General features: G+C 40.4%; 23 protein-coding genes. 14 read left to right on the top strand and 9 right to left on the bottom strand.

Annotated elements, in window-relative coordinates:
• Window positions 1-137: 137 nt before the first annotated feature.
• Complete coding sequence (locus NST85_RS23590) at window positions 138-4,262, bottom strand: S8 family serine peptidase (RefSeq protein WP_127190266.1); 4,125 nt, start codon at window positions 4,260-4,262, stop codon at window positions 138-140.
• 360 nt (window positions 4,263-4,622) lie between these two features.
• On the opposite strand from NST85_RS23590, the gene NST85_RS23585 reads away from it, so the two are divergent.
• A complete protein-coding gene (locus NST85_RS23585) occupies window positions 4,623-5,114 on the top strand; it encodes a DUF6147 family protein (protein ID WP_127190265.1) in 492 nt (163 codons plus the stop codon).
• Between the two features lie 29 nt (window positions 5,115-5,143).
• On the opposite strand, the gene NST85_RS23580 is transcribed toward NST85_RS23585, so the two are convergent.
• Window positions 5,144-5,974, bottom strand: a complete 831-nt coding sequence (locus NST85_RS23580; protein WP_127190264.1) for a DUF4367 domain-containing protein — start codon at window positions 5,972-5,974, stop codon at window positions 5,144-5,146.
• Window positions 5,971-6,552, bottom strand: coding sequence for an RNA polymerase sigma factor (locus NST85_RS23575; RefSeq protein ID WP_170220105.1), 582 nt, complete (start codon window positions 6,550-6,552; stop codon window positions 5,971-5,973). Before NST85_RS23575 ends, NST85_RS23580 begins: the two co-directional genes overlap by 4 nt.
• Before the next feature lie 260 nt (window positions 6,553-6,812).
• Between NST85_RS23575 and NST85_RS23570 the strand changes: the two genes are divergently transcribed.
• The 7 genes from NST85_RS23570 (at window position 6,813) to NST85_RS23540 (ending at window position 12,913) form a co-directional block, all read left to right on the top strand.
• On the top strand, window positions 6,813-7,604 hold the full coding sequence (locus tag NST85_RS23570; RefSeq protein ID WP_341190562.1) for a CPBP family intramembrane glutamic endopeptidase: 792 nt from the start codon (window positions 6,813-6,815) through the stop codon (window positions 7,602-7,604).
• 149 nt (window positions 7,605-7,753) lie between these two features.
• Window positions 7,754-8,641 (top strand): MerR family transcriptional regulator, encoded by an 888-nt coding sequence (locus NST85_RS23565; protein ID WP_341190561.1) that lies wholly within the window; start codon window positions 7,754-7,756, stop codon window positions 8,639-8,641.
• Window positions 8,642-8,682: 41 nt separating this feature from the next.
• Window positions 8,683-9,375, top strand: coding sequence for a response regulator transcription factor (locus NST85_RS23560; RefSeq protein ID WP_341190560.1), 693 nt, complete (start codon window positions 8,683-8,685; stop codon window positions 9,373-9,375).
• A 1-nt stretch (window position 9,376) separates the two neighbouring features.
• A complete protein-coding gene (locus tag NST85_RS23555) occupies window positions 9,377-10,312 on the top strand; it encodes a sensor histidine kinase (RefSeq protein ID WP_341190559.1) in 936 nt (311 codons plus the stop codon).
• Between the two features lie 108 nt (window positions 10,313-10,420).
• A complete protein-coding gene (locus NST85_RS23550) occupies window positions 10,421-11,344 on the top strand; it encodes an ABC transporter ATP-binding protein (RefSeq protein ID WP_341190558.1) in 924 nt (307 codons plus the stop codon).
• Window positions 11,337-12,044 carry an ABC transporter permease gene (locus tag NST85_RS23545; protein WP_341190557.1) on the top strand — a complete coding sequence of 236 codons (708 nt, stop codon included), beginning with the start codon at window positions 11,337-11,339 and terminating at the stop codon, window positions 12,042-12,044. Before NST85_RS23550 ends, NST85_RS23545 begins: the two co-directional genes overlap by 8 nt.
• Window positions 12,045-12,343: 299 nt before the next feature.
• Complete coding sequence (locus tag NST85_RS23540) at window positions 12,344-12,913, top strand: class I SAM-dependent methyltransferase (protein ID WP_341191158.1); 570 nt, start codon at window positions 12,344-12,346, stop codon at window positions 12,911-12,913.
• An 84-nt stretch (window positions 12,914-12,997) separates the two neighbouring features.
• Here the strand turns inward: NST85_RS23540 and NST85_RS23535 are convergent, their stop codons facing one another.
• Entirely contained in the window at window positions 12,998-14,278 is a 1,281-nt protein-coding gene (locus NST85_RS23535) for an MFS transporter (protein ID WP_341190556.1), read from the bottom strand.
• Window positions 14,279-14,487: 209 nt separating this feature from the next.
• Here NST85_RS23535 and NST85_RS23530 point away from each other — a divergent pair, with 209 nt between their 5' ends.
• Together NST85_RS23530 and nagZ are read left to right on the top strand one after the other, a co-directional pair.
• Window positions 14,488-15,114, top strand: a complete 627-nt coding sequence (locus tag NST85_RS23530) for a class I SAM-dependent methyltransferase (RefSeq protein WP_341190555.1) — start codon at window positions 14,488-14,490, stop codon at window positions 15,112-15,114.
• Between the two features lie 327 nt (window positions 15,115-15,441).
• Window positions 15,442-16,713, top strand: a complete 1,272-nt coding sequence (gene nagZ, locus NST85_RS23525; protein ID WP_341190554.1) for a beta-N-acetylhexosaminidase — start codon at window positions 15,442-15,444, stop codon at window positions 16,711-16,713.
• A gap of 10 nt (window positions 16,714-16,723) precedes the next feature.
• Here the strand turns inward: nagZ and NST85_RS23520 are convergent, their stop codons facing one another.
• On the bottom strand, window positions 16,724-17,050 hold the full coding sequence (locus NST85_RS23520) for an MGMT family protein (RefSeq protein ID WP_341190553.1): 327 nt from the start codon (window positions 17,048-17,050) through the stop codon (window positions 16,724-16,726).
• A gap of 214 nt (window positions 17,051-17,264) precedes the next feature.
• Here NST85_RS23520 and NST85_RS23515 point away from each other — a divergent pair, with 214 nt between their 5' ends.
• Both NST85_RS23515 and NST85_RS23510 read left to right on the top strand, forming a co-directional pair.
• Window positions 17,265-17,999: a DUF1361 domain-containing protein gene (locus tag NST85_RS23515; RefSeq protein WP_127190251.1), complete on the top strand. Its 735-nt coding sequence runs from the start codon at window positions 17,265-17,267 to the stop codon at window positions 17,997-17,999.
• Window positions 18,000-18,058: 59 nt separating this feature from the next.
• Window positions 18,059-18,550 (top strand): GNAT family N-acetyltransferase, encoded by a 492-nt coding sequence (locus tag NST85_RS23510; RefSeq protein WP_341190552.1) that lies wholly within the window; start codon window positions 18,059-18,061, stop codon window positions 18,548-18,550.
• Window positions 18,551-18,736: 186 nt separating this feature from the next.
• On the opposite strand, the gene NST85_RS23505 is transcribed toward NST85_RS23510, so the two are convergent.
• Together NST85_RS23505 and NST85_RS23500 are read right to left on the bottom strand one after the other, a co-directional pair.
• Entirely contained in the window at window positions 18,737-19,546 is an 810-nt protein-coding gene (locus NST85_RS23505) for a histidinol-phosphatase (protein WP_127190249.1), read from the bottom strand.
• A gap of 23 nt (window positions 19,547-19,569) precedes the next feature.
• Window positions 19,570-20,472 (bottom strand): LysR family transcriptional regulator, encoded by a 903-nt coding sequence (locus NST85_RS23500; protein WP_127190248.1) that lies wholly within the window; start codon window positions 20,470-20,472, stop codon window positions 19,570-19,572.
• Window positions 20,473-20,735: 263 nt separating this feature from the next.
• Between NST85_RS23500 and NST85_RS23495 the strand changes: the two genes are divergently transcribed.
• The gene (locus tag NST85_RS23495) at window positions 20,736-21,197 is read left to right on the top strand and encodes a chemotaxis protein CheX (protein ID WP_127190247.1); all 462 of its coding nucleotides are present in this window, start codon (window positions 20,736-20,738) and stop codon (window positions 21,195-21,197) included.
• A gap of 28 nt (window positions 21,198-21,225) precedes the next feature.
• Complete coding sequence (locus tag NST85_RS23490) at window positions 21,226-22,002, top strand: SDR family NAD(P)-dependent oxidoreductase (RefSeq protein WP_341190551.1); 777 nt, start codon at window positions 21,226-21,228, stop codon at window positions 22,000-22,002.
• A gap of 68 nt (window positions 22,003-22,070) precedes the next feature.
• Here NST85_RS23490 and NST85_RS23485 read toward each other — a convergent pair whose 3' ends face one another.
• Both NST85_RS23485 and NST85_RS23480 read right to left on the bottom strand, forming a co-directional pair.
• Window positions 22,071-22,847 (bottom strand): response regulator transcription factor, encoded by a 777-nt coding sequence (locus tag NST85_RS23485; protein ID WP_127190245.1) that lies wholly within the window; start codon window positions 22,845-22,847, stop codon window positions 22,071-22,073.
• Window positions 22,832-24,436 (bottom strand): sensor histidine kinase, encoded by a 1,605-nt coding sequence (locus NST85_RS23480; protein ID WP_341190550.1) that lies wholly within the window; start codon window positions 24,434-24,436, stop codon window positions 22,832-22,834. The genes NST85_RS23485 and NST85_RS23480 overlap by 16 nt, the downstream gene beginning before the upstream one ends.
• Between the last annotated feature and the right edge of the window lies 1 nt (window position 24,437).

Below are 24,437 nucleotides of genomic sequence, written 5' to 3'. Positions count from 1 at the left end.
CTGAGAAGACCGGATTAGTATCCGGTCTTCTTTTGATATTACGATATCAGTGAAAAAAATCCCTCACCTCTAAAGCCGTAGCCTTAAGGTGAGGGGATTTGGTCGTACTTAGAATAACTTTATGTTACATAGTCATTTCAATCGATTAGTTTAGCACTACGTAACAATTGATGGAGAGCAGCGGCTACAGTTTCACGAGTTGTGGCTATATCTGGGCGGAAATATGAACCACCGTCAACCGTCTCCCCTGAAATGAGGCCTGCAGCAGATAGAGTGTTAACACTTTCCTTAGCGTATCCAGCGATTTTTGCCTCGTCGGCATAAGCAGTAAAGGATGGAATAGAAGCTTTGAGTTGTACACCTGTCAATTTAAGAGCTCTAGCTAGAATAACAGTCAATTCTTGACGGGTGACCTTGGCATTCGGTGAAAATTTATTGTTACCCGTACCTTGAATCAATCCAGTTTCATAGGCTGCTGCTACGTCGCTAGCAAACCAGTCTGATGCTTTGATATCTGTAAACTGAGTATTAGCAGTTCCTTGTAGACCAAGTGATCTTACCAGTAGTGAGGTGAACTCAGCTCGTGTTAAGTTTGCTTGAGGCGAGAATGTGGTTGCTGAAGTGCCCTCAATTATAAATTTCTTCGCGAGAGCCGTGATATCGGAAGCAGCCCAAGAAGAAGCGATGTCATTGAAATTGATAGTACGACTCGCAGCTGTGTATACGGAAAACCCTGGACGGTTAACAACTACGAGGGTTGTTCCATCTGTTTGTGTCTTGAAGAGTGAGGATACGGGTCTTACCATGCCATTTTCTTCGTACAATACACCAGCCGTATTAGGTTCAATATTACCAGGCACGGAGAAAGATCTCTTAATGAAGGTATGGTTAGGTACTTCGATAGGTTGACTACCTGATGTGGATACCCAATTAGCCTCAAAAGAAACAGGCTCCCCAATGAGTGTTCCACCAAGGGTTTTATCATCAAAGTGTGACTTAAGATCTTTAGACTTTGAAATGACAATTTCGAGATTGTTACTCGCCGGGGCCTTAGTCAATAGAGAGACAGGGAAGGAAACGGCAGAACCAGCAAAACTAAATACGATCGTACTTTGTGGATCAAAGGTCTGGAGCAGTTTGATTTGCTCAGCGGTTAAAGAGAGTTTTGAAGTCTCAACGTTGCTATTGGATGGTAAGCCTATAATGATTGCTGCCGGTGAACTTGTAGCTGAGGTTAATGCTGCCTTCAGATCATTATCGGAAATAGTGGCAATGGTAACGCCGCTTACTGAACTAGTCTTTGCAACAATAGGAAGCTGTTTGAAGCCTTGTTCTATGATTGCGTTTGTTGCAGCGTTGACGGTTGTTGCTGGAGAAGAAGTAGGAGTAGGAGTTGTTATACTACTGCCACCGCCGCTATTACCGCCACCACTATTGCCACCACTGCTGACGGAGTTATTAATTCGATATGATGTATAGGCCTCATATTGAATTGGGCGAGCTCCATCTTTGACTATCTGACCCGAATTATTCAATTGTGCTGCAAAAATATTGATTTTATAAGTGCCATCCTTGAGATGTGCAATTGTTGGTTCATCTAACTCAGAATAGGGCTGATAACTACCGCTAATTCCATTCAAAGCATATACACCAGGTTCGAAACGACCATTAAAGTCATCTGTAGTCGCAATATAGAAGAAGCCTATGACTTCATCGTTCAAATCGACAACATTAATTTCAATATAGTTTGTGTCTTCAGCCGTCAGTTTGAAGGTAAGATTTGTGGTATTCTGCACATTACGATTTGGATAAACGATAGAATTCGTTAATTGAACTTCTTGAATGCCGAAACCATTGCTTGGTTGTTCGCTACCCACATAAATTACAAAAGGTAAATGCAAAGTCGGTAGTCCAGGGCTCTCCAAATTGATTTGACCCTCGTAGAAGTTTTCGTTAGCGTCCGTTGTTACATCGAGGTTTAAATGGAAGGATGTCGCTTGGTCGCCAGTGGCAGATATCGTGCTGTTATCTAAGGTAGCTTCAATCCCTTCATGATCTTGATGCCACTCAATTTCCGCTGTATAAGCTACATCGTTACTTGAAGTGTTCTTCAATAGTAATTCCTTTTCTTGTTTTCCTGAACCTGGAGCAACAATTCCAAAGTTGGCTGATGAATTGTAATTGATAACATTTATTGAATTATAGTTTTTATCAAGAATAGTAATAGGTTCAACACTTTGAAGTAATGCAGGAGTCAAAATGGCTTCTCCTACATCGACTCGTCCAGCTCCTTGTTGATAAACATCATATAAGTAATCATTTGGGTCGGTCAGTACGTCAGCTGTGTTTGCCAGAGCTGCCCGAATATCAAATGGTGTCCAATCAGGGTGTTGTTGTAACAACAATAGAGCTAGCCCAGCTACATGCGGAGCTGCCATACTAGTTCCGCTGAGACGTTGATAAGCTTGCTCATATGAGTTCGAACCAAATCCGGGAAAGGTTGAAAGGATATTCACGCCCGGTGCTGTAAAATCAGGTTTTATACTCATATTCAGATCCGCGTTAGGTCCCCAAGAAGAGAAGTCAGCCAAAGTATCACCGGGAACGATTTCGGATGGATAGGAGGTAGGAAAAGTGAATTGCAGTGTTTGATCAGGATTTTCCCTTAATGCCCTCGCCAAAGAACGTCCCTCGATACCTTTTAAATCAAAGGTAGGAAGATAATCGAAGCTATTACTGAGGTCAACATTAATATGACCGTCGAGGTTCGCGATTGATCCGCTCAAATCAGCGGCAGAACCATCTGCTCTACCGTTAAAGATAACGATTGCTTTGGCGCCATGATCTTTGGCGATTGAGATTTTATCAACGAATGCGAGTTTCCCACGTGATACTAAGACTACTTTTCCTGTAACATCTTTACCCGTGTAGTCAGTTGTATCTCCAAGACCTACATAAACTACATCCAAGGGGGTTGTGCCCAGTATATTTACAAAATCAGTTTGTGAAGTTTCCCAACCCATTAGGTTGAAATCACCGTAGCTGTCATAAGTAACTGTAGTTACAGATGTATTATTCACTAGATTAGGAAGTAATTTTCCGGAGTAGTGTGTACTCTCGCTGGTTACTGCCCCAACTGCAATAGCTAGCTGAGCACCGGCTGGGGAGCCCATAGTGGAATAGTCTGGCCCAGCATTTCCGTTGGCAACGACGGCAACGACACCGGATAGAACGGCGTTGTTGATAGCTATAGAATCTGGAGAATTGACGTTCTTCTCGGAGTCGGAGCCAAGTGAGAGGTTAATGACGTCCATACCGTCTTTGACGGCACGCTCAATCCCATCGATGACTTGTGCTGACGTTCCTGTGGAGGTATCTGGTCTCTCTACGTCCCGACCAAGCACTTTATAAGCATAGAGTTTAGCATCAGGGGCCACGCCCTTTTGTACGATATCACTTTCTGTATTAGAGGCTCTACCGATAATCGTACCCGCAACGTGGGTTCCATGATAAGTTCCCTCAAACCCTACTTTATATTTAATATCCTCTTCAATTGTTAACGGAGGTTCTTCAGAAGGATCATTATCCTGATAAAATGAATCGTATCCACCTACATATGCGTCTTTAATATCTGGATGATTATAATCGATGCCTGTATCAATAACGCCAACTTTCAGGCCTTCACCGGTGAGGCCTCTAGCCCATGCTTGATCGGCTCCGATCTGTTTCAGTGGATTAATCTCATAATTTTCATCCGCGGAAGGCTCAATCGGAAGTGCATACCATGTACTGTTCTTCTGAATCGATTTCACGCCTGGAATTGCAGCGAGATCGGTAATTTCATTGGCAGGAATGGTAACCTCAAACCCATTTAGCACGGTGTTGTAAGTATAGTTAACTTGTAGATCGATTTTTTGATCCTTAACTTCATTAAGAAATTCATTTTGTTCATTTTGAACCGCTGTTTCAGAAAAGGCCGAGGCGGAACGCATACCCATCCTTGAGGCATATTTACCTACTGCTGTTGGTTGGCCGTCTAGCTGAACAATGACCCTGATTTTCTTTGTAGAATTGGTGTCTATCTTTGGTGAAATAATAGGTTCAAAAGATAGTTCAGTAGCAAGTGATGTCGACCTTTGCAGATTAGGGAGTTTGAACTGCGGATGACTTGATGCCGCTGTAACTCCAGGTATGACCCCTACGGTCAAACCCAATGCCAGTGTGATTACTGACAATTTCCGAAATAGTAGGTTCCTTTTCAAATAATTTCCCTCCATCAGCTCAATTTGGGTATAAAATCGTTCTCTCAATGCGTCTTCTAGGTCAGGGAAAGATATAATCTCCTTTCTAGTAATTTGTTTCCCTATTATTCGCCTAGTAATAGTAAGTGAAAAAACAATAAGGAGATTTTACCATTTGTGGAATGCGATATCTACGCTGAATAGGGAACTCATAGGAAAATATTTATCGTCAAATTTCTCGGTATAGTCAATTTTTAGGGAAATAAGTCGTTATTTATATATGTATGGTATTTTCATATGAATTATATGTAGAAAGGAGTAGTAGGAAGTGTAATGAGCATGGAGGGTTAGTACAAATTAGAAGAGAGAAGGCGAATTTATATGACAAATAAGAAGATTCACTTGAAAGGGATCATGTTGCTGGGTATTTCTGTTTTAATAGGTTTGATCATTCCATTATTCAACTCTGTACCTATAGCGGCGAGTGGCACTACTATGCACACAACGCCACCTCCTATCACGTTTAGCCCCTATTCTATATTTAATAGCTCATTTGTTTCCCTTGAGAGCGGAGTTGGAAGTGTTAGTAAAAAAAGCTCAGGTAAGGTACTGATTTCTGGAGAAACAAATGCTAAGCAAACTGTGAATACAATAGGTGTGAAGGTAGTCTTACAAAGATGGACTGGATCCGATTGGGTTAATTACTATACAGGTAGCGACTCTACTAAATCTAATGCAAGCTTCATTACTACAAGTCAGGAAACAACGGCTACTACGGGATATTATTATCGGACTAAAACAACTCACTGGACAGTTAAGAACGGGTTAAGGGAAGAAGGAACGCTTACTTCGGATAGTGTAGCAATCGACTAAGTCTTACATAAATCAACAAAGGCAGAGGATTATTGATCCTCTGCCTTTGTTGTGGAGTTAGCCATCTTGATTAGTTCTTCTTCGGTCAAATTCCCCGATATTTGTAGCAAGATGGATCCATCAGGAGAAAGCCATTCTATACGCCCACCACCTTGGGTATATAGAATGATAAATCCCTCTCCCTGATGAATCTGTACACTCTTGACAGTGCCAACAGATTCATTGACGCTGGTCTGCTTTGAGGATTCATTAATTGATCTCTGCATATAGGAGATTAACTCAGAAGTACTGTTGCGGTATTCCATTCTTACGATACTATTATTTCCTTGTAAGTCGGGATAAACCTCAACTGTGTCAAGATGGTATCCATCAGGAAACCAATCGGGACTTAATACTGCAAATTCTGCAATTTCGGCCACTTCTTCTATTGATACTTGCTTGGGGACGGATATGACAGGCTCAGAAGTTTGTTGAGACGCGTCGAATGGCTCTCCTTCAATATCAGGCGGCGGCGGGGTTAACATACGATTACTCGGGCTCTCTTTCTCCCCACCAAATAAGATATGAATGATACCTTCTTGGGTATCCTTAACAATTCTAACCATTTGCTTAAAAGCATAGGCTGGATTCGGGTTTGTTGAGAATAGACCAATTACGACAGAAATGCAGGCTATAGCAACTCCTAATTGTGAGACTCTTATCCATTTTGAACGTTGTTTGCGTTTTCGAAGTTGGACATGCATCTTCTTCCAAGCTTCATCCGGATCGGGGATGTCAATTTGAGCATGGATGGCTTGAACAGCTGATTTTGCAAATTGTTCTAACTGTTCTTCGGTCAATTCCTTGTTGTTTGGGTTCAACTTTCATCCCCCCATTCGTTCAAGAATAATTCGGCTAGTTTTGCCTTAGCACGTTTCAGACGCTTACTCATTAAAGGCTCCTTAATACCGAGTAAGTGAGCTATTTCTTTACTTGGCATCTCCTCGATATATTTCAGGTATAACACTATACGGTATTCCCATTTAAGCTGTTCTAAACACGCTATAAGTGATGCACTTCGACTCATATCTTCAACAATTTTCTCGATAGGTTCAACCGTTGAGATTGTTAACAAGGTACTGTCTTCATTATCTATAACGGATTCAATATCCAATACTTGCCGATATTTTTTATTTTTTCTCAACATATCAAAAGCAGTATTCCTTGCTACTTGTTTCAACCAGGCTTTAATATTGGAATCTTCTCTGGTCTTTGGACCATGATGCATAGCTTTAATAAAGACCTCATTAATAGCGTCTTCTACTAAAGTATGGTCATTAAGCAAGAAGAATAGATTAGAATACACAAGTTGATGTAAGGCATAGTACAAATTACGCTGCGTAAGATCATCTAAATTACGAACATTACTTCGAAACACGCTAAACAAATCATCAGACAACGTGCATATCCCCCTCAATCTATAATCAACCATTACCTAAAAATATGTTTTAATTGAACATTTTACCTCTATGTACTGCCTTAATTATATGGATAGGGCAAGAAGGATTCAATCATCATTCGTATAATATATTTGAAAAGCTAGAAACTTAGCGAAATTAAAGATAAGGTATAGGCGAATATTTCCGAGGAAATAGGAGGGATTTGTTGGGATGTGACGAATGATTGTAAGAAAAACATCTGGGGGAGTTTAAGAATTCCATGTTAAAATTTTCTAAATCCGCTTTAGTGCCAAATATATTCTTCATTGTTTCTATCATTTTAGTGCAGATTTTACCGTGGTACTTGGCTTGTTTCCTGATTTTAAGTAATCTCATGATACTTTGGAAAACTCATTCAAAAACAAGGAATATATACATACTATCTATTACCTATGTGGTTGGATACTTAATATCAGAGCCAATTAGAGGTATGATAACTTCTTCATTTCCAACTGAATATAGTGAGTGGGGAATCGTTGTCTCTAGATTTAGTTTACTCCTATTCGTTTTACCTTTTTATATTATGAGTAGATTTCAGTCATCAGATATATCGTATATATCCGTAGGCTCATTTAGAAATAATATTTATTTTCCGTTTATTTGGAAGGGGAAGAAGGATCCTGTTTGGCGCTTTCTATTAATTGGAGCAGGTATTATTATAATCTCTTTTAGCTTTATGATTGATTTCAAAGCAGTGAACTTTCAATTACTAGTTATGTATGCCGTATGTTTTGCACTTATTAATTCAATATTAGAAGAGATATTGTGGAGAGGATACATACTTGGTCGATTGGTAGGTGTCTTGGGGGAGCAAGTGGGACTCGTGATTTCAAGTTTAGGATTTGGACTCTACCATTATAGTCTAGGGTTTCCTTGGTCTGTGTGTGTTCTATTTTCATTATTCGGTATGTTAATGGGCGGGGTTACAATTAAATCTCAGGGGCTATTACCTGTGATTTTATTGCACTTTTTAATGAATATTATGTTTGCTTTAAGCGGGATTATTTTTTAATACTTAATAACCCTGTTTCCGGATTAATCCATTATGGGAGCGGCGCTATTTTATCTGATAGTTTGTTTTTAGATTATTAAGACTAGCTTTATTCAGTTATTGACTATAACCTTAGGGATGGGTCTAAAATGAAGGCTGAGGTGATTTGATTGTTAATAAGCGAAATATCCAAAATATGTGGACTAACAAAGAAAGCGATAATTTATTATGAGCAGCAGGGACTATTTGAAGTAAAATATAATGAAAATGGTTATCGTGATTTTAATGATCATGATTTAACAGTATTGAAAGAGATTACTATACTTAGAAAGCTGGGTATGAGTGTTTCTGATATTAAGATAATTATCAACAGTAATGACAAATATAAAGCCCTGTCTGATTTTAAGTTGAAAAAAGAAGTCCAAATGGAGCAGGCAGAAACTCAATATGCGTGTTTAAAATATTTAATGGAAAGTAACTTGACTATAGAAGAGGCGTTTCATGAAATCGAACATAAACTTAATGATAAAATAGTTATCAAAGATAAGTTACTCCAAGCATTTCCTGGAGACTATGGAATGTACTTATACATCCACTTCGGCAAATTTTTGGATGAAAAATTAGATAGCGACGAGAAGATTATTGCCTATAATCGTATTGTAGAATTTTTGGACCATATGGATAGTCTTGAGTTTCCCCAAGAAATACAACAGTTTATGACAGATATATTTGACTCGTTAAGTCAAATCAAGCTTGAAGAGATGGATCAAGCCGTGGGAGATGCTATACATAACTATGATCATTACATGGAAGAAAATAAGGAGACAATTACAAAGTACCTAGAATATCGCACTTCAGAGGAGTTTAAATCAAATCCTGCCTATAAGATGCAACAAATATTAATCGATTTTCAAAATAAAAGCGGGTACTATGATATTTTTCTTCCAAATATAAAAATATTAAGTAACTCCTATCGAAAGTATCAAGATAAGCTACAGGTGATGAATGAACGGTTTCTGGTAGAGTATCCACAAGCAAAAAAACTTTATGAGTATTAGTATCTTTGAGAAGAGTCGATAGAGTCGGTGAGGGGATAAATATGCATCACATTTTATTAATAGAAGATGATATTTCTATCGTAGAGATGGTAGAGAAGGTGCTTAGTAAGGAAGGCTTTCTTGTTACTGCAGCCTACAATGGCGAGGAGGGTATATTTGCTTTTGTAAAGGGGACTTTTGATCTCGTTCTGGTGGATTTAATGATGCCTAAGATGGATGGAATGGAAGTGATCCGCATTATTCGCTCTCGCAGCGCCATTCCAATTCTGATTATGTCGGCTAAAGATAGTGATGTGGACAAAGCGCTTGGACTCGGCTTTGGTGCAGATGATTATATTGCTAAGCCATTCTCTATGATTGAACTTTCTGCCCGCATTAAATCGGCGATCCGCAGAGCAACTACATATACTCAGGTAGAGCAGCAAACGGAGAAGATCACTACCGTAGGTGATTTGAAGATGGATTTTGATAATTATTCGGTCAACAAACAAGGGGAAGAACTAAAGCTTACCGCCAAGGAATTTGAGATTTTGAAATTGTTTGCTAGTAATCCCAATCGTGTGTTTACGAAATCTCAATTGTACGGATTTATCTGGAATGATGATTACATGGGGGATGAGAACGTAATCAACGTACATATTCGCCGCCTCCGTGAGAAGATCGAGAATGACCCATCCAACCCGGTTTACATTAAGACACTATGGGGAATCGGCTACAAGTGGGAAGGTGTTTGACATGATTACGGTTGCCTTTTGTATCATCTTAATCCTGGTTATCATCATTGTTCTACAATATAGGATGCAGACAGTAAGAACCGCTCAAATGAAAAAGGTTGCCGAACGACTTGAAGCTATTATGACGGACAGAACCGCTGAGAAACTACTGTTCGTCACGAGCGATCCAGCGCTGCAGGTGTTAATGACAAAGATCAATGCACTGCTTGATATGAACCTTAAGTCGAGTGCAGACAATACCAAATCACAAATCATGATGCGTAAAATGTTATCTAACATCTCACATGATTTGAAAACGCCATTAACGGTTGTATTTGGCTATGTGGAGGCATTGTCTCTCCATCAGGATATGGATACAGAAGAACGTCAAGAATTGCTCTCTAAGGTTCATCAGAAGACAGCTCAAACCATCCAGTTGATCGATACATTTTTTAACTTAGCTAAGTTAGAATCGGGTGATACAGAGTTTCCGATTGCTCGTGTAGATATGAGTGAGCTATGTAGGATAAATATTTTACAGTTCTACGACATGTTGTCCGCCGAAGGCTTAGAAGTACATATTGATATTCCTGATTCTCCGGTATTCGTGCTTGGTAACGAGGATGCAATAAACCGTATTTTAAACAATTTAATCTCGAATGCGCTTCGGTATGGAGCAGACGGCAAAACAGTAGGACTGAGGCTCCGCGAGGAACAAGATATGGTATGTGTAGAAGTATGGGATCGTGGAAAGGGTGTCCAAGATAGCCATAAGAATCTCGTATTTGAACGGATGTACACCTTAGATGATTCCCGTAACAAATCGGTGCAGGGCAGTGGCTTAGGCTTAACGATTGCTAAGAGACTTGTGGAGACCATGGGGGGAAGTATTCATCTTTCAAGTAAGCCATACGAGAGAACCGTATTCTCTTTTCATTTAAGAAAATTGAACTATTAGTATAATCATCCGCTCTACTTAAGAAACACGTAAGAATTGAGTAAGAAAAATAAACCATTTCGTTTATTACAATGAATTCATGAGAGATAAGCGAAGGGAGATATAAACATGGCTTACGTACTACGAACTCATCATTTGACAAAAGTATTTAATGAGAAGGATATTGTAACCAATGTCAGTATGAATATTAAACAGGGTGAAATTTATGGTTTTCTTGGTCCGAATGGTGCGGGTAAAACTACGATTATGAAAATGATAACGAACCTGGTAAAGCCAACATCTGGCGAAATCGAGTTGTTTGGTCAAAAGCTAACACCAACATCCTACGATGTACTCGGGAGAATGGGAACAATCATTGAATACCCGATATTTTACAATAAGTTAACAGCACGTGAAAATCTGGAATTGCATTGTGAATATATGGGTTACTATAACAAAACGGCTGTAGATGATGCGCTTGAGCTTGTTAAACTACAGAATATTACTAACAAGCCTGTTAAGGACTTCTCACTAGGTATGAAACAGCGGCTTGGAATTGCCCGGGCAATTACGACAAAACCAGAATTACTCATACTGGATGAACCGATTAACGGACTTGATCCGATTGGGATCAAAGATATCCGTGAGTTGTTCAAACTCTTGAGTAGAGAGTATGGCATTACGATGCTGGTATCAAGCCACATTCTGGGTGAAATCGAGTTGATGGCTGACACGATTGGAGTAATTAATCATGGAGTATTGTTGGAAGAGGTCTCCATGGAGCAGATTCGGGAGAAAAATACCGATTATATTGAGTTCAGTACGAATGACTGTAACAAGGCTGTATATGTGTTATCCCATCAGTTAGGAATTGAAAATATTCGTGTCATAGATCAACAGTATATTCGAATTTATGACAATAGTATTCCAATGAAACAAATTACAAAGACCCTGATTATGAACGATATTGATGTGGAATCTATTCATCAGAAGAGCAGTACGCTTGAGGAATATTTTATGAACTTATTGGGTGGAGGTGTGGTAAATGTTTAGACTGATTCAGTTGGAATTGAAGAAATACCGCCTTGCTGGAATCATTAGGGGGGCGTTTATCGCCAACCTCTGTATCTTTGTTTTAATTGCTCTTGTTAGTATAACTTCGATAGGAGCTGAAATACCTGAGTTTACTGGTTTTGAGGGTTTATTTGAAATTATAGATGTAATGGTGAGAGCAACGTTTATTATATTTGCGGGGGTACTGTTATCTAAGTTGATTATCGACGAATTTAAAAGTCAGTCGATTACGGTACTGTTTATGTATCCAATTAACCGCAAAAAACTAATCATTGCGAAATTGCTTATTGTGATTACCTTTACTTTTACGGCAATTATTTTGTCCGCGATCTTCCTTACTTGTGCTATATATTTACTTGATCAATTTATAGACATCATACCAGGCACATTGACACTCGAATTGGTCTTAAAGCAGGGAACATCCTTTGTTACGGGGGGACTGGCAGCTAGTTTCATGAGTTTGATTCCGCTCTATTTTGGGCTACGAAAGCAATCAACTGTATCAACACTTGTTGCTTCTATAATCATAGTTCTATTGGTTTGTTCCAACAATGGTGGATTCTCACTCAATGCAATTATCATCGTTCCAATCATCTTAGCTTGTATTGGTGTGTTAATCGCTTACTTGTCTATTCGCAATATTGAACATGTGGACCTATTATCGAAATCCGAGTCATAAGTAACGTGACGAATCATCTTGAAGGTTTTCGAATATAGGAATAACATGCTTTCAACAGGGGGCATGGCTATGAATAATGTTGTTGTAAATTATTACGTTAATTATAGTGAAGAGGATCGTTTGGGAAGAGATAATGTTAGAAGGTTAGAGTTTATTACCACTACGACAATATTGAATAAATAAATACATTGATGGCGAGGAAGATATCCTAGATGTAGCAGCAGGTACAGGGATATATTCTATTACGCTGACAAGGTTAATGCAATCACAGCAACTGATATTACTCAAAGCATGTTCAGATTATACAATCCAAGATCGATCATATGGGTTGCGAGAATATGAAGGCAGAGGGTGTTGATGCAACAGATCTCTCCATGTTTGAATCGGAGAGTTTTGATGTCGTGCTATGTTTGGGACCGATGTATCATCTACAGGACATTCAGTTGCAAAGGAATTGTATTAGCGAATGTATGCGAGTATTAAGACCAAATGGAATACTTGCGGTTGCGTATATTAATAGATTTTATATGCTACCTTATATGTTCAAAATGAACACGGGGTCTTTATCCGATGAGTGGATTACAGGAATCATAGAAGATGGATGCATTCATTCTATGGAAGATGAGAGTTTCTTAGCATCAGCATATTTTCATACACCTGATGAAATAGAAGCCTTACTTGCTGAGAATAAGGTGGAGAAGTTAGAGCATGTTGCAATCGATGGTATTGGTGCTCTTATGCAGGATACGATTAATCAATTATCGGAAGAGAAATATAACCAGTGGGTGGAGGCTCATTTGAGAACTTGCAGTGAACCGTCGATACTGGGTAACAGTAATCATGGAATGTTAGTTTGTCGCAAAATGTAACATGGATTATTTATGTGAAAATAAAATGGGGGTTATCACTCAGCTATGCTAAATATAGCTGAGTGATAACCCCCTCTTTTTTTATTAAAAAGATTCAGTCACAACGTGTTGATAAGGTTTTCGGAACATGAAGTAATAGAGGGCTGCTGCGGTGACATATAAACCACCTGTTATACTAAAGGTAATTGCATACCCCCAATAATGACCGTACGAAGTAACTAAGTAAGATTGAATAGATCCCATGAAAGCCCAGCCCAGCATAAACGCAGTCTGAGTGATGGAATTGGCTATTCCACGACTCTTATCAGATACACGCTCAATGAGAACCGTCGATTGAATAGGGTTGGCTGCATTCATCAATGCTTGTCGGAATAGGAAACCCACCGCAGCGATCGCGAACATATTTGTGAACCCAGTTAATAAAAGGAAGGGAAGAGAGAGTATTTGAAAACATACTACAGCCTTTACAGGGCCAACTTTTGCTGCTAAAGAAGGACCGATTAACATGGATATGATGGTCATGATTTGTCCAAGTGAAATGAGTATACCAACCGCACTAAGGGATACAGAGAAACGGTTGGTGAAATATAGATTTAAGTAGGGAACAACTAACCCGGATCCGATTCCGATAATCAATTGGATGATTGCGAACTGCGCAATCATTTTATAATCAGATTTCAAGCTGATGGTAGCAGATTGAGCAGGTTGAACTATAGGGTTACGAGTTTGCTCTTCCTCCTCAGATTGAACTACATGAGATTTTTCAACAATGAAGAGTAATGGAATGAATGCTGCTAAAGTAGCGATCCCACCAATGGCTAGAACGATTTGCAAACTCGAAACACGATTTATACCGAATGTTTGCAAGAGATCGGCCAACATGCCGCCGCCCATACTCCCTAGTACCTGTGAAGCAAGAACAAGAGAAGAGAAATAACTGAATATCCGTAGTCTCTGTTTGACAGGGATACTTTCAGCAAGAAAAGGAATAGCCAATACTTGAAATATGGAAGCAAATAAACCAGAGCAGACGGCTAGTGTCAATAGGCTGGGCTCTGAAATCAAAAAAGATCGACCGATAAAGGCTAAACCGCTAAAGAGTGCACCAATAATTAGTAATCGCTTACGGCTAGTCCGATCTCCAAGAAGGCCGACAGGAATGAACATGAGCGCTGTGGCAAAGGATTGAATACCTACGACTCTACCATTCATGGTATCTCCGTAACCTAGGTCTTGAATGTAGAGATTATATAAGACAGAGAACATCCCGCCTCCGATTTGAAATAAAACATTTGCTAGAAAGAATAATTTAATATTTGGGGATAAATTATACCATCCCTTTTTCACTTGATGTATATACCGCATGATGTATTCAAAATCCCCCTAAAAATTTTGTTTGCAAAACTGACCAATGTTACTATTCTAGCAGTTTTAGAGAGCACAAGGGAGTGATCTTTTATAATTCTGTATAAATGCTAGCGGTGTAAGCGAAAAAACTTGAAGGTTAGGGGATATTCAAATAGTATGGGGAAATACAACATTTGAACTTAATATAAAGTTAAGGTGGTTCAGGTATGGTTAATGAGTATTGGGATCAGAGATTCAAAGCGGAGGGCATGATCTGGGGTAAAGAGCCAAGTCCGACTGCATATCATGCAATTGATATATTCCAAGAGCATGGTGTTCAAAGCGTGCTCATCCCAGGTGGAGGTTATGGGCGGAACTCCAAAGCGTTCTCTCCTCACTTTCAAGTTGAGGCAGTAGAACTGTCGCCAGATGCTATTGCGATGGCTAGAGAGTGGGACCCTGATTGTCATTATATTGAAGGATCAGCGCTGGACATAAAGATAGACAAAACCTATGACGGTATTTATTGTTATGATCTGCTGCATTTATTTCTGATGTCTGATCGACACCGATTAATACAGTGCTGTGACGAGCATTTGCGAAAGGGAGGCGTGATGTACTTTACAAGCTTTTCTGATGAAGATCCTAATAACGGGATAGGTAAGCAGCTGGAATCAGGAACCTATGAATATAAAGAGGGGAAATATGCTCATTTTTTCTCCGAAGAAGATTTAAGGGAGCATTTCAGCGGTTATCGAATAGTAGAAACAGGAACGGTAGAGGAAATATTAAGAAATCAAAGTAATGTTTCGCATTCATATTTGTTAAGATATATAGTGGTGCAGAATAAATAGATAGAAATGAGTGATTAGATTATGAAGTTAGAAAAAGGGATGAAAATCTATTTAGTTGGATCCGTAATATTTCTGATCTATGCTATAGGTTTTGCAATTTATTTCAAGAGTCAATCCGCCGAAGTTCCCATGTGGTTCTTAGGATCTTTGCTGTTGGCTCCTTTAGTGGTATTCTCCAGGGGAGTTTGGTCATTTATCAAGGAATGGAAAAAATCGCGCCCATAAGCGAGGAAGATTTGGTTGTATTCGCGTGGTTAACAATAGCATGAGCGCATTTGAATTGGTGAATACTTCATAGAATAATATGAGTGATTTGGAGGCAAATGCATGAAATATACATTACGGATGTGCTGCGTAATTATACTTAGTATTGGACTGGTGGTCGGGTGTTCCTCACAGAACAACCAGGCTAGTGTACCGGAAGCTACCCCCTCAAGTAATCAAGACTCACAAGGTGGAGAGGTGAGCGAACCAACGCCCACTCCCACGGAATCAGTTGATCCCATCAGGGATCAGTTAGAAGGTCTTAGCCCTACCGAGAAAGTGGGGCAACTGGTCTTAGTTGGTATGGAAGGAACGGAGCCGGATTCATCTGCTTTAGATTTGATCAAGACTTATCGGGTTGGGGGCTTTATCTTTTACAAGGATAATATTAAAGACAGTGCCTCGGCGCTCTCGTTGTTCAATGAGTTAAAGGCGACTAATGCCACTAATTCAGTTCCTTTATTTATGAGTGTGGATGAAGAAGGCGGGCGGGTCACCAGGATGCCAGAAGAATTTACGAAGGTGCCAACGGCCGGGAAAATTGGTGAAACAGGAAGTGCAGAGCTGGCGAGTGGGATGGGTGAGGCAATTGGAACTCAACTGTCGGGCTTTGGTCTGAATATGGATTTTGCCCCTGTACTTGACGTGAATAGTAATCCAGATAACCCGGTTATCGGTGATCGATCGTATGGGAATACGGCTGAGATCGTAAGCAAATTAGGCATAGCCACTATGAAAGGAATTGAGAAGCTGGGTGTTATTCCAGTCGTTAAGCATTTCCCTGGGCACGGAGATACTTCGGTGGATTCTCATCTTGGGTTGCCTGTTGTAGACCATGATTTAACACGATTGCGGAGTTTAGAATTGATCCCGTTTGAGAATGCCATCTCCGAAGGGGCAGATGTAGTTATGATAGCTCACTTACTGATGCCTAAATTGGACCCCGACCATCCAGCTTCCTTCTCTAAAATCATCATCAACGATCTGCTTAGAGAAGAACTTGGTTATCAAGGCGTGATCATTACCGATGATATGACAATGGGAGCCATTGCAGAGCATTATGAGATCGGAGATGCGGCCGTTCAATTTATTCAGGCCGGTGGTAACATTGTTCTGATTGGTCACGACTATAAGAAGGAAAAGGCAGTTATTGAAGCTTTGACTGAAGCCGTGGACAAGGGAACTATTACGGAAGAGATGTTAGATGAACGAGTATACGGGATTTTGAAACTAAAACAAAAATATAATTTAAGTGATGATCCGGCAAAGGGACCAAATGTCAAAGAAGTAAACGCTGATATTAGCAGTCTTTTGAAAAAGTACAAAGTGAAGTAAAAGCTATAGTCTACTCTTCCTGAAAGTAAGGTTCCGGGTGAAATTGAAATTTCTCAAGTATGACTCGTCTGCCATCAAGTACTTCAATATCTTCTGACTCTAAAAACATTCTTTGCATGAAGGCGGACTCATCGTCTTGAATCGCAATTTCACCAGCTTTATTTAGAACTCTGTGCCATGGAAGAGCGTATTTACTGCTCATGGAGTGCAGAATCCGTACCACTTGCCTAGCGGCACGGGGACTTCCTGCGGCAGCAGCTACGCCACCATATGTCATGACTTTTCCTTTAGGTATAGCAGAAATAACCTCAATGACTTTTGCGGTAAAAGGTGTCATTTTTAGAGCTCCGATCTATATTGTGAAATAAAAAGAGGGTGGACTATGGATACTATTTTATACTCAAATTGTCTGGTATTGAAAGCTCTTAATGAGTTCATTAGTGATGATGTTCTAAGCAAGGATAGTAACTATCCCCTTCATCCAAACGTATATAAGCAAATTGGTTTGTATACAACTTTGATAAGATCTTGATGTGGGGGAGGATGTACGATTGAATAAACTGAAGGAACTCGGATATCCCGTTAAATTATATTTGTATATTGTCTTATTTATAGCCACGGTGATAGGCATGAAATTTGTAGTAGAGATTCAGCTTCCTAGTGGGGGGAGATCCCCTTATCTATTTCTGATCTGGAATACGTTTCTGGCTTGGATTCCGGTAGGACTTGTCATTATACTTGATTTGGTTAGCTTGTTAAAGAATAAACTCTCGCGAAGACTGTTATTTCTAGTGGTTGGCTTATTATGGTTATTCTTTTATCCAAATGCGGCTTATATGATCACAGATATGCTACATCCGTTTGCAAGGTATCCGGTAAGTGGTTATCGATTCTGGCAGGAGATTTCATTCTGGGATCATCTGTTTACATTATTCTTTGTTGCGTTGCTTGGTCTAGCGTTGGGTAATGCATCATTGGCTTCGGTTCACCGTTTAGTTCGCAAGAGTTATGGAAGCGTGGTTGGTTGGATCTTTGCCATTGCCATTCTGGGTTTGAGTAGCTTCGGAGTATATCTTGGTCGCTTTAACCGTTGGAATAGCTGGGATATTATCAAGAGACCGTTTCATGTTCTAGAAGAAATGGTTATATATTTTTCTGATATGGAGCATCTGAGACATACGCTGGCTTTTTGTAAATGGATATTTATAATTACTTTGTTTAGCTATGTAATGCTAAATCTATTTGGTGCGATGAAGAACTCGAAGGGAACCGAGGTAAGGGAATGACTAACATCAGGCAGCAGCTATTGAGCCAGTTTCCTATTCTGGAAAGCCATCGTTTAATTATGCGAAAGATAGTGCCAAATGATACAACAGAGATGTTTCGTTATATTACTGATCCGCAGGTTCAGCGTCATACATCTTTTCAGCCAGGGGCCTTGCGCTTTCCAGCACGAATGTTCCGTTATTTCGAAGAATCCTATTGGATTCTCCGTGACCTCCACTTTGCAGTTGATTTGAAGCAGGATCAAGGGCGCAGTAGTCGGTTAGTAGGCCTATGTTCTCTACAGTATTGGGACCAAACTACGGGTAAGGCAAGGCTAGGATATTTATTCGCTCCTCATAGTTGGAATCAGGGGTTAGCTACAGAGGCAGTAAAGTCTCTACTCTCATTTGGTTTCGATACAATGGGACTAACTGTAATCGAAGCTAGATGTGGACAAGATAATCCGGCTTCAGAACGCGTATTGCAGAAATGTGGAATGTCTTGCCTCGAAGGGCTTACTGAACATAATCTTCTAAAACTCTATTCGATAAGTTCAAATGAGGACAAGTAACAATAGGAAATTCATTTGTTACACAAATGAAATATAGCTGTGATCCAACCCTAACAGTAAGGGGGTAAACTTACCTTATGACCCCCTTTTGAATATATTGTTAGGAACCCGGCGTAGGAACGCGCGGGTTCCCTTTTTTTTTGCAGAAAAAAAGTGAGGCATGTGCCCCACATCATTTAATACCTTTTATAGCGGAACGACTACCTTTGCTTTGTTCTTGTAATATACCCATTCGGTGAACCCGATTTCTCGCAATCTGCTTGCTACATCATCTAAATCCTCAGCTACACGCCCCGGAATATGTGCGTCCGAACCAAAGGTCACATTTACACCATAATGCAGCGCACGTTCCAAGATCGCATCGTTAGGATACCATCCACCGCTGAGCTTTGTCTTGCCGGAAGTATTAATTTCAATTGCAACATCACACTCGGCGATGACCTGTAGTGTTTCGTCAATGGCAGTAGCGGCTGGAATATCTGAGAAAGGTGGGTAGTTCCCCTTCATCGCATCAATATGACCTAGAACTTGAAACATACCACTACGAGCTGAATCACGGATCAAGGCATAGTAAGCTTCCTTAACTGCGATATGTTCTTCTTCACTAAGTCTTTTCCAGCGATTTTTGTTAAAGATACTAACATTTCCTACGCTGTGCACAGAACCGATTACATAGTCGAACGGATACTGGGCCAAGACGTTAGCATAAACTTTCGCATGTTCGGGGAAAAAATCACTCTCGATACCGAGTAATACGTCGATAGTTCCTTCATATTCTTGTTTCAGATGCAGAACTTCCTCAACGTAATTTGAAAATTCTTTCTTTGCCATAGCAATCAGGGGAAAAGGTTGTTCTTCCTGACTCCCAAAGTAAGGAGTATGATCGCTGATACCGATGACAGACAACCCCGCAGCGATTCCGGCTTCAATGTAATCACGGATATTTCCGTCTGCATGTCCACAGCGAAAATGATGAGTGTGAAGATCAAATTTCATGATGATACTCCCTTCTGGTTAGCTTACTCTGAGCCTATAAAATTAGTTTCGGGCATTCCCTTTAAGTCACCAAGAAACTGCTGCATGGCCGAGTTAATGTATCTGCTCGATTTGTAGATCACGCCCACAGGATGGGTGACCTCCAGTTCGGGAATAGGAACAACTTTTAATGAACCCTGACGAAGTTCACGTAGAATGGACTGTCTGGAAATAATAGCAGCTCCCAAATTAATCTCGACCATCCGTTTCACTTCTTCACTGCTGGATAATTCCATGACAATGTTGGGCTCCATTTGATGTTTTTTGAACACCTCATCGACGAACCTACGACCGACTGTGTCGGGGGAGAGCATGATAAGCGGAACGTCTCGCAATGAATCCAAGCTGGGTGTCCTTTTGTCAGCTAGTGGATGCTGAGGCGATACTACAAGTTCAAAGATGTCGTAATACAACACAGAAGATAAAACATTTGGATTGTTCTCAATTAAATAGCCAATACCGATATCGACGAGACCTTGTTCCACATTCTGATAAATTAGTGAAGAGGGCATGGATTGGATGGTTGTTTTGATCAATGGGAACTGGTCTTGGAAATAGGAAAGAATCCGTGGCAAAATCTGAATGGCAATAGATGTTGTTGTACCTAGTACTATGTGCCCTTGTGGAGTGTGCTCCATATCGGACAGTTTCTGCTTGAGCTCTTCAGTTATATCTAGGATTCGTTCGGCCCGTTCAAGAAAAACCTGCCCACGGTCTGTTAGTGTTACCGGTTGATTACGGTCGATTAGCACTGTTTTGAATTCATCCTCTAAGCTCTTGATCTGCGCAGAAACAGCAGGTTGAGTTAGATTCAGTAATTCTCCAGCTTTACGAAAGCTTTTGGTCTTAGAAATGGTGATTAGCGTTTCCAGTTGACTGATATTCACCTGAATCCCTCCTTTCAACTGTGATCTTCTCAACTATTCTTTTCTCAACATATTTATTTCATTAATTATAGGTGATTCGACTTGTTAAACGCAATGATATTGAAGTTGTTAGTCGTAGTCGTTTAGTTTGACATCTCTATATAAAGTACTATACCTACATTTCTAATGACTTATTAATAGGAATAAAGTATAATTTGTTTTAACTAAAACACGGGACTTTTGTATTACATTTTTTTACTTCCTAGTATAAAGGAGCACAAATTGTGAAAGCAGAAGTAATTAATCCTTTTCTTGAATCCGCGCGTTCTGTTATTGAACAGGTCATTCAAATCTCTCCTTCTGTAGGAAGTCTTGGAGTAAAGAATATCATACCTAGCTGCGATCAAGTTTGGGTACAGGTCGGTATGTCAGGTCATTTTACTGGTATGGTAGTGTTTGGGCTACAAGTGAAGGTTGCGTTAAAGATCGTATCTGCTATGATGGGTGGATTTGTGCTGACAGAAATGGACGAGATGGGGAAAAGCGCCATTTCGGAGCTAAGCAATATGATTAGCGGTAATGCGAGTACTATCCTGTCAAGTCAAGGTTATGTAGTGGATATTACTCCGCCGCAAATTATTGAATTGGAGCTAGCCAATAAAGACATGTTACCTCGTAAAGCACTCTGTATTCCTTTGACGATGGATGGGATCGGCGAACTAGACATCCAGGTCATGATCTCCTAGAATGAAATGATTGGGAGGGGACCTACATATGTCATTGAACGGAAAAATTATTGTTGTCACGGGTGCTTCTAGTGGGATTGGTGCTCTGAGCGCTCAAATGTTATCGGAACGTGGGGCAATTGTTGTGCTGGCTGCTAGGTCGGTTGATAAACTGGAAAATGTCAGCGCGGGAATGTATGGCTCCTATAAGGTTATTGAAATGGATGTAGGTAATGATGACTCTGTAAAGAATGGATTCAAACAAATCTTTACTGAGTTTGGTCGGATAGATGGTCTATTGAACAACGCTGGGTATGGGAAGTTCGAATATTGTGATGATATGCCAATTCATGAATTTAATGACATGATGAATGTTAATTATATGGGCATAGTTCGATGTACAAAAGCTGTGCTTCCTTATATGAAGAAGGCGCGTACGGGGCGAATTGTTAATGTCGCATCCATTGCGGGTAAGATTGGAACCTCCAAATCAACCGCGTATACGGCGACGAAACATGCAGTACTTGGTTTCAGCAGTGCGCTTCGCCAAGAAGTTCGTGCTGATGGAATTACGGTCTCGACAATTAATCCTGGGCCGATTGATACGCCGTTCTTTACATTGGCAGACCCAAGTGGAGAATATGTCAAAAACGTAAAATGGTTCATGTTGAAGCCTGAACGAGTGGCAAAAGCCATGGTATCAGCACTTGATAAAGGAACGACGGAAATTAATCTACCTTGGGTTGCTGGGGTAGGTGCAAAGTTATATCAGTTGTTTCCACGTCTAGCTGATCGTTTGAGTTACCGCATGTTGAACAAGAAATAACCCACCCTCAGAGGCGGGTTATTTCTTGTTTTGCTCAGTAAAAATGTGATATTAACTACCTCTAAACATTAGTTCTGGCGTAGATTTTTATAATCTACCGGGCACATCCCTACTCGGCTTTTGAACAGGCGACTGAAATAATATTGATTTGTATAACCTACTTTAATTGCCAGATCACCAATTTTGATGTTCTGCATGGAATTATCCAATACTTCCTTTGCCTTTGAGATACGGAGCTCAGTTAAGTACTCCAGAAAAGATGCTCCAACCTCTTGCTTCATTCGTTTGCTCAAATAATTAGAATTAATGTGAAATAACTCTGCTACATTGGGTACAGCCAGTTCAGGATCATTGTAATGATGGTTAATGTATTCTGTTATCTTCTCCATAATTGGTGAGAGATCAGATGCTTGTGGGATATATTCCTGCGTCATATCCTTCTCAAGCTTTAGGACCACGTCCGGATGAAGATTGCACAAATGATCGTTTAGCATAGCCAACATTCGGTTTAGATCGCTTTTAGGGACAGGTTTCAGTAAGTAATCAAAAGCATGCAATTGCAGGGCTCTTCGAGCATAATTAAAATGCTCGTACCCACTAATGATCACCACGACCATTTCTGGATATCGACTCATCACAAGTTGTATCAGATCAAGGCCATTTAAACCGGGCATGTTAATATCCGCCAGTAATACGTCTGGTTTGGATTGCTCAATTAGAGACAGGGCTTCAGCAGCGTTCCTTGCTTCTCCTGATACTTCAAAAGGTAGCCGACTCTCTTGGATATATTTCAGTAAACCTTTACGGATAATCTTCTCGTCATCCATGATTAGGACTTGCCACATGATTCGTCACCTCCAAGCGGCATATTTAACGTCATACGGGTTATCCCTTGTCCACTACTTATCTGCAAACCATAGAGTTCACCATAAGCAAGTTTGATACGGTGGCTGACACTATACAGACCGAAACCGATCTCTCCGTTTCTATCTTTTTTTCCGTTTCGCACTGTCTCCTGAAGTGACGCAAGTCTTGATTCAGGGATGTCGACTCCGTTATTCTCGACGCTGACTATCAGTTGATCTCCTCGTTCATAAGCACTAATTGATATTTTACTTTTCCGGTCCGCCAGAGGCTTGATTCCGTGATAAATTGCATTTTCAACGATTGGTTGAAGGATGAAACGAATGATTTGATGTTGTTCCAAATGATCGTCATAACGCAGTTCATACTCCAGAATATCTTCATATCGAACACATTGAATATTCAAATAGCTCTCGACATGTTGAAATTCTTGCCCCAGTGTTGCAAATTGATTGCCACTGCCCAGCCCGAGCCGGAAATAAGTACTAAGGGATTCTACGATTTCAACCACATCGTCCGCCTCATGACTTGCAGCCATCCATTGGATCGTATCCAGTGTATTGTACAGAAAATGGGGTTTAATCTGTTCGTGAATCATTTGTAGTTCCATTTCCTTCTTCTCTTGCTGGGATTGGTATAGGTTCTTGAGCATTTGATTGAAGCTACGCCCTAACTCTCCAATTTCATCGCGTCGCTGATCATTGGAACGCACGTTCCAGTCGCCGTTTTCCACTTGTCTCATCAATTGACGTAGCGTTTGTATTGGTCGTGCTATGGAGGATCCCAGCAATATGACGAGGATCAAAAAGAAGATACCTACTACGCTTCCCACTATAAGAGCCGACCATTGGGTCCTTATCATACCTTGGGAAAGTTGGGATCTCGGCACTTGAAAGATGAGTTTCCAACCCGGAACACCAGCGATCGAAGCTGTAAAGGTCGAAAGGGAAGCTTTGTTGCCTTCTAGATTTGGGGATTCGGAATTTACTATAAGCCATCCCCTGCCGTCATAAACCAAAATGTCTTGGGCGATCTCTTTCATTTTACCGATGGGAACAGCGGCTGCAATGTATGCTACATCTTCATTCACAAGCGGTTCAATGCGGTATAGAATGACGACTATTTCTGCTTCGTTAGCTTTGGAAACAATAACATTGCTAACAACGTAGGGAGCATGCGACGAAATAAGATCCTTATAATAGTCTCGCGTTAGTATAGAGAACGACTCACTATCAGATGTCCAAGAATTTCCTTTTAGATCAACGATCCGAATGGACTCGTAGTCATTACCGCGCCTTTGCTCTAGCTTGCGACTTTCGAGTAACAGTTCATCCCGAGTCCAGTGGTGATCTGCCGCAAGTGTGGCAAGCATTTCAACTTCTCCGATCCGCTGCTGAAACCAATAAGATATTTGTTCACTCCGGGCATTCACGATTTGCTGAGTCAGAGATTCGTTGAGTGGGATGACTGTTCGTTCCATCTCTAAGTAAATGGCGCCCGACAGCGCCAGAAACAGTAAGAGAAAGCATCCCCCGGCGTAATACGTAATTTTTCGTTGTATAGAGTTCATG

The organism is Paenibacillus sp. FSL K6-2524 (genome assembly GCF_038005525.1).
GTDB classification, from domain to species: domain Bacteria; phylum Bacillota; class Bacilli; order Paenibacillales; family Paenibacillaceae; genus Fontibacillus; species Fontibacillus anaericanus.
The sequence above is the reverse complement of the archived record's forward strand: the minus strand, read 5'-3'. Positions and strand labels throughout refer to the sequence as shown.

Excerpts from the sequence above, each read along its gene's own strand:
- NST85_RS23505 (WP_127190249.1), bottom strand. The coding sequence starts at position 19,546 with ATGAAATTTGATCTTCACACTCATCATTTTCGCTGTGGACATGCAGAC.
- NST85_RS23560 (WP_341190560.1), top strand. The coding sequence starts at position 8,683 with ATGCATCACATTTTATTAATAGAAGATGATATTTCTATCGTAGAGATG.
- NST85_RS23485 (WP_127190245.1), bottom strand. The coding sequence starts at position 22,847 with ATGTGGCAAGTCCTAATCATGGATGACGAGAAGATTATCCGTAAAGGT.
- NST85_RS23490 (WP_341190551.1), top strand. The coding sequence starts at position 21,226 with ATGTCATTGAACGGAAAAATTATTGTTGTCACGGGTGCTTCTAGTGGG.
- NST85_RS23545 (WP_341190557.1), top strand. The coding sequence starts at position 11,337 with ATGTTTAGACTGATTCAGTTGGAATTGAAGAAATACCGCCTTGCTGGA.
- NST85_RS23555 (WP_341190559.1), top strand. The coding sequence starts at position 9,377 with ATGATTACGGTTGCCTTTTGTATCATCTTAATCCTGGTTATCATCATT.
- NST85_RS23530 (WP_341190555.1), top strand. The coding sequence starts at position 14,488 with ATGGTTAATGAGTATTGGGATCAGAGATTCAAAGCGGAGGGCATGATC.
- NST85_RS23520 (WP_341190553.1), bottom strand. The coding sequence starts at position 17,050 with ATGACACCTTTTACCGCAAAAGTCATTGAGGTTATTTCTGCTATACCT.
- NST85_RS23510 (WP_341190552.1), top strand. The coding sequence starts at position 18,059 with ATGCGAAAGATAGTGCCAAATGATACAACAGAGATGTTTCGTTATATT.
- NST85_RS23480 (WP_341190550.1), bottom strand. The coding sequence starts at position 24,436 with ATGAACTCTATACAACGAAAAATTACGTATTACGCCGGGGGATGCTTT.
- NST85_RS23550 (WP_341190558.1), top strand. The coding sequence starts at position 10,421 with ATGGCTTACGTACTACGAACTCATCATTTGACAAAAGTATTTAATGAG.
- NST85_RS23570 (WP_341190562.1), top strand. The coding sequence starts at position 6,813 with ATGTTAAAATTTTCTAAATCCGCTTTAGTGCCAAATATATTCTTCATT.
- nagZ (WP_341190554.1), top strand. The coding sequence starts at position 15,442 with ATGAAATATACATTACGGATGTGCTGCGTAATTATACTTAGTATTGGA.
- NST85_RS23585 (WP_127190265.1), top strand. The coding sequence starts at position 4,623 with ATGACAAATAAGAAGATTCACTTGAAAGGGATCATGTTGCTGGGTATT.
- NST85_RS23535 (WP_341190556.1), bottom strand. The coding sequence starts at position 14,278 with ATGCGGTATATACATCAAGTGAAAAAGGGATGGTATAATTTATCCCCA.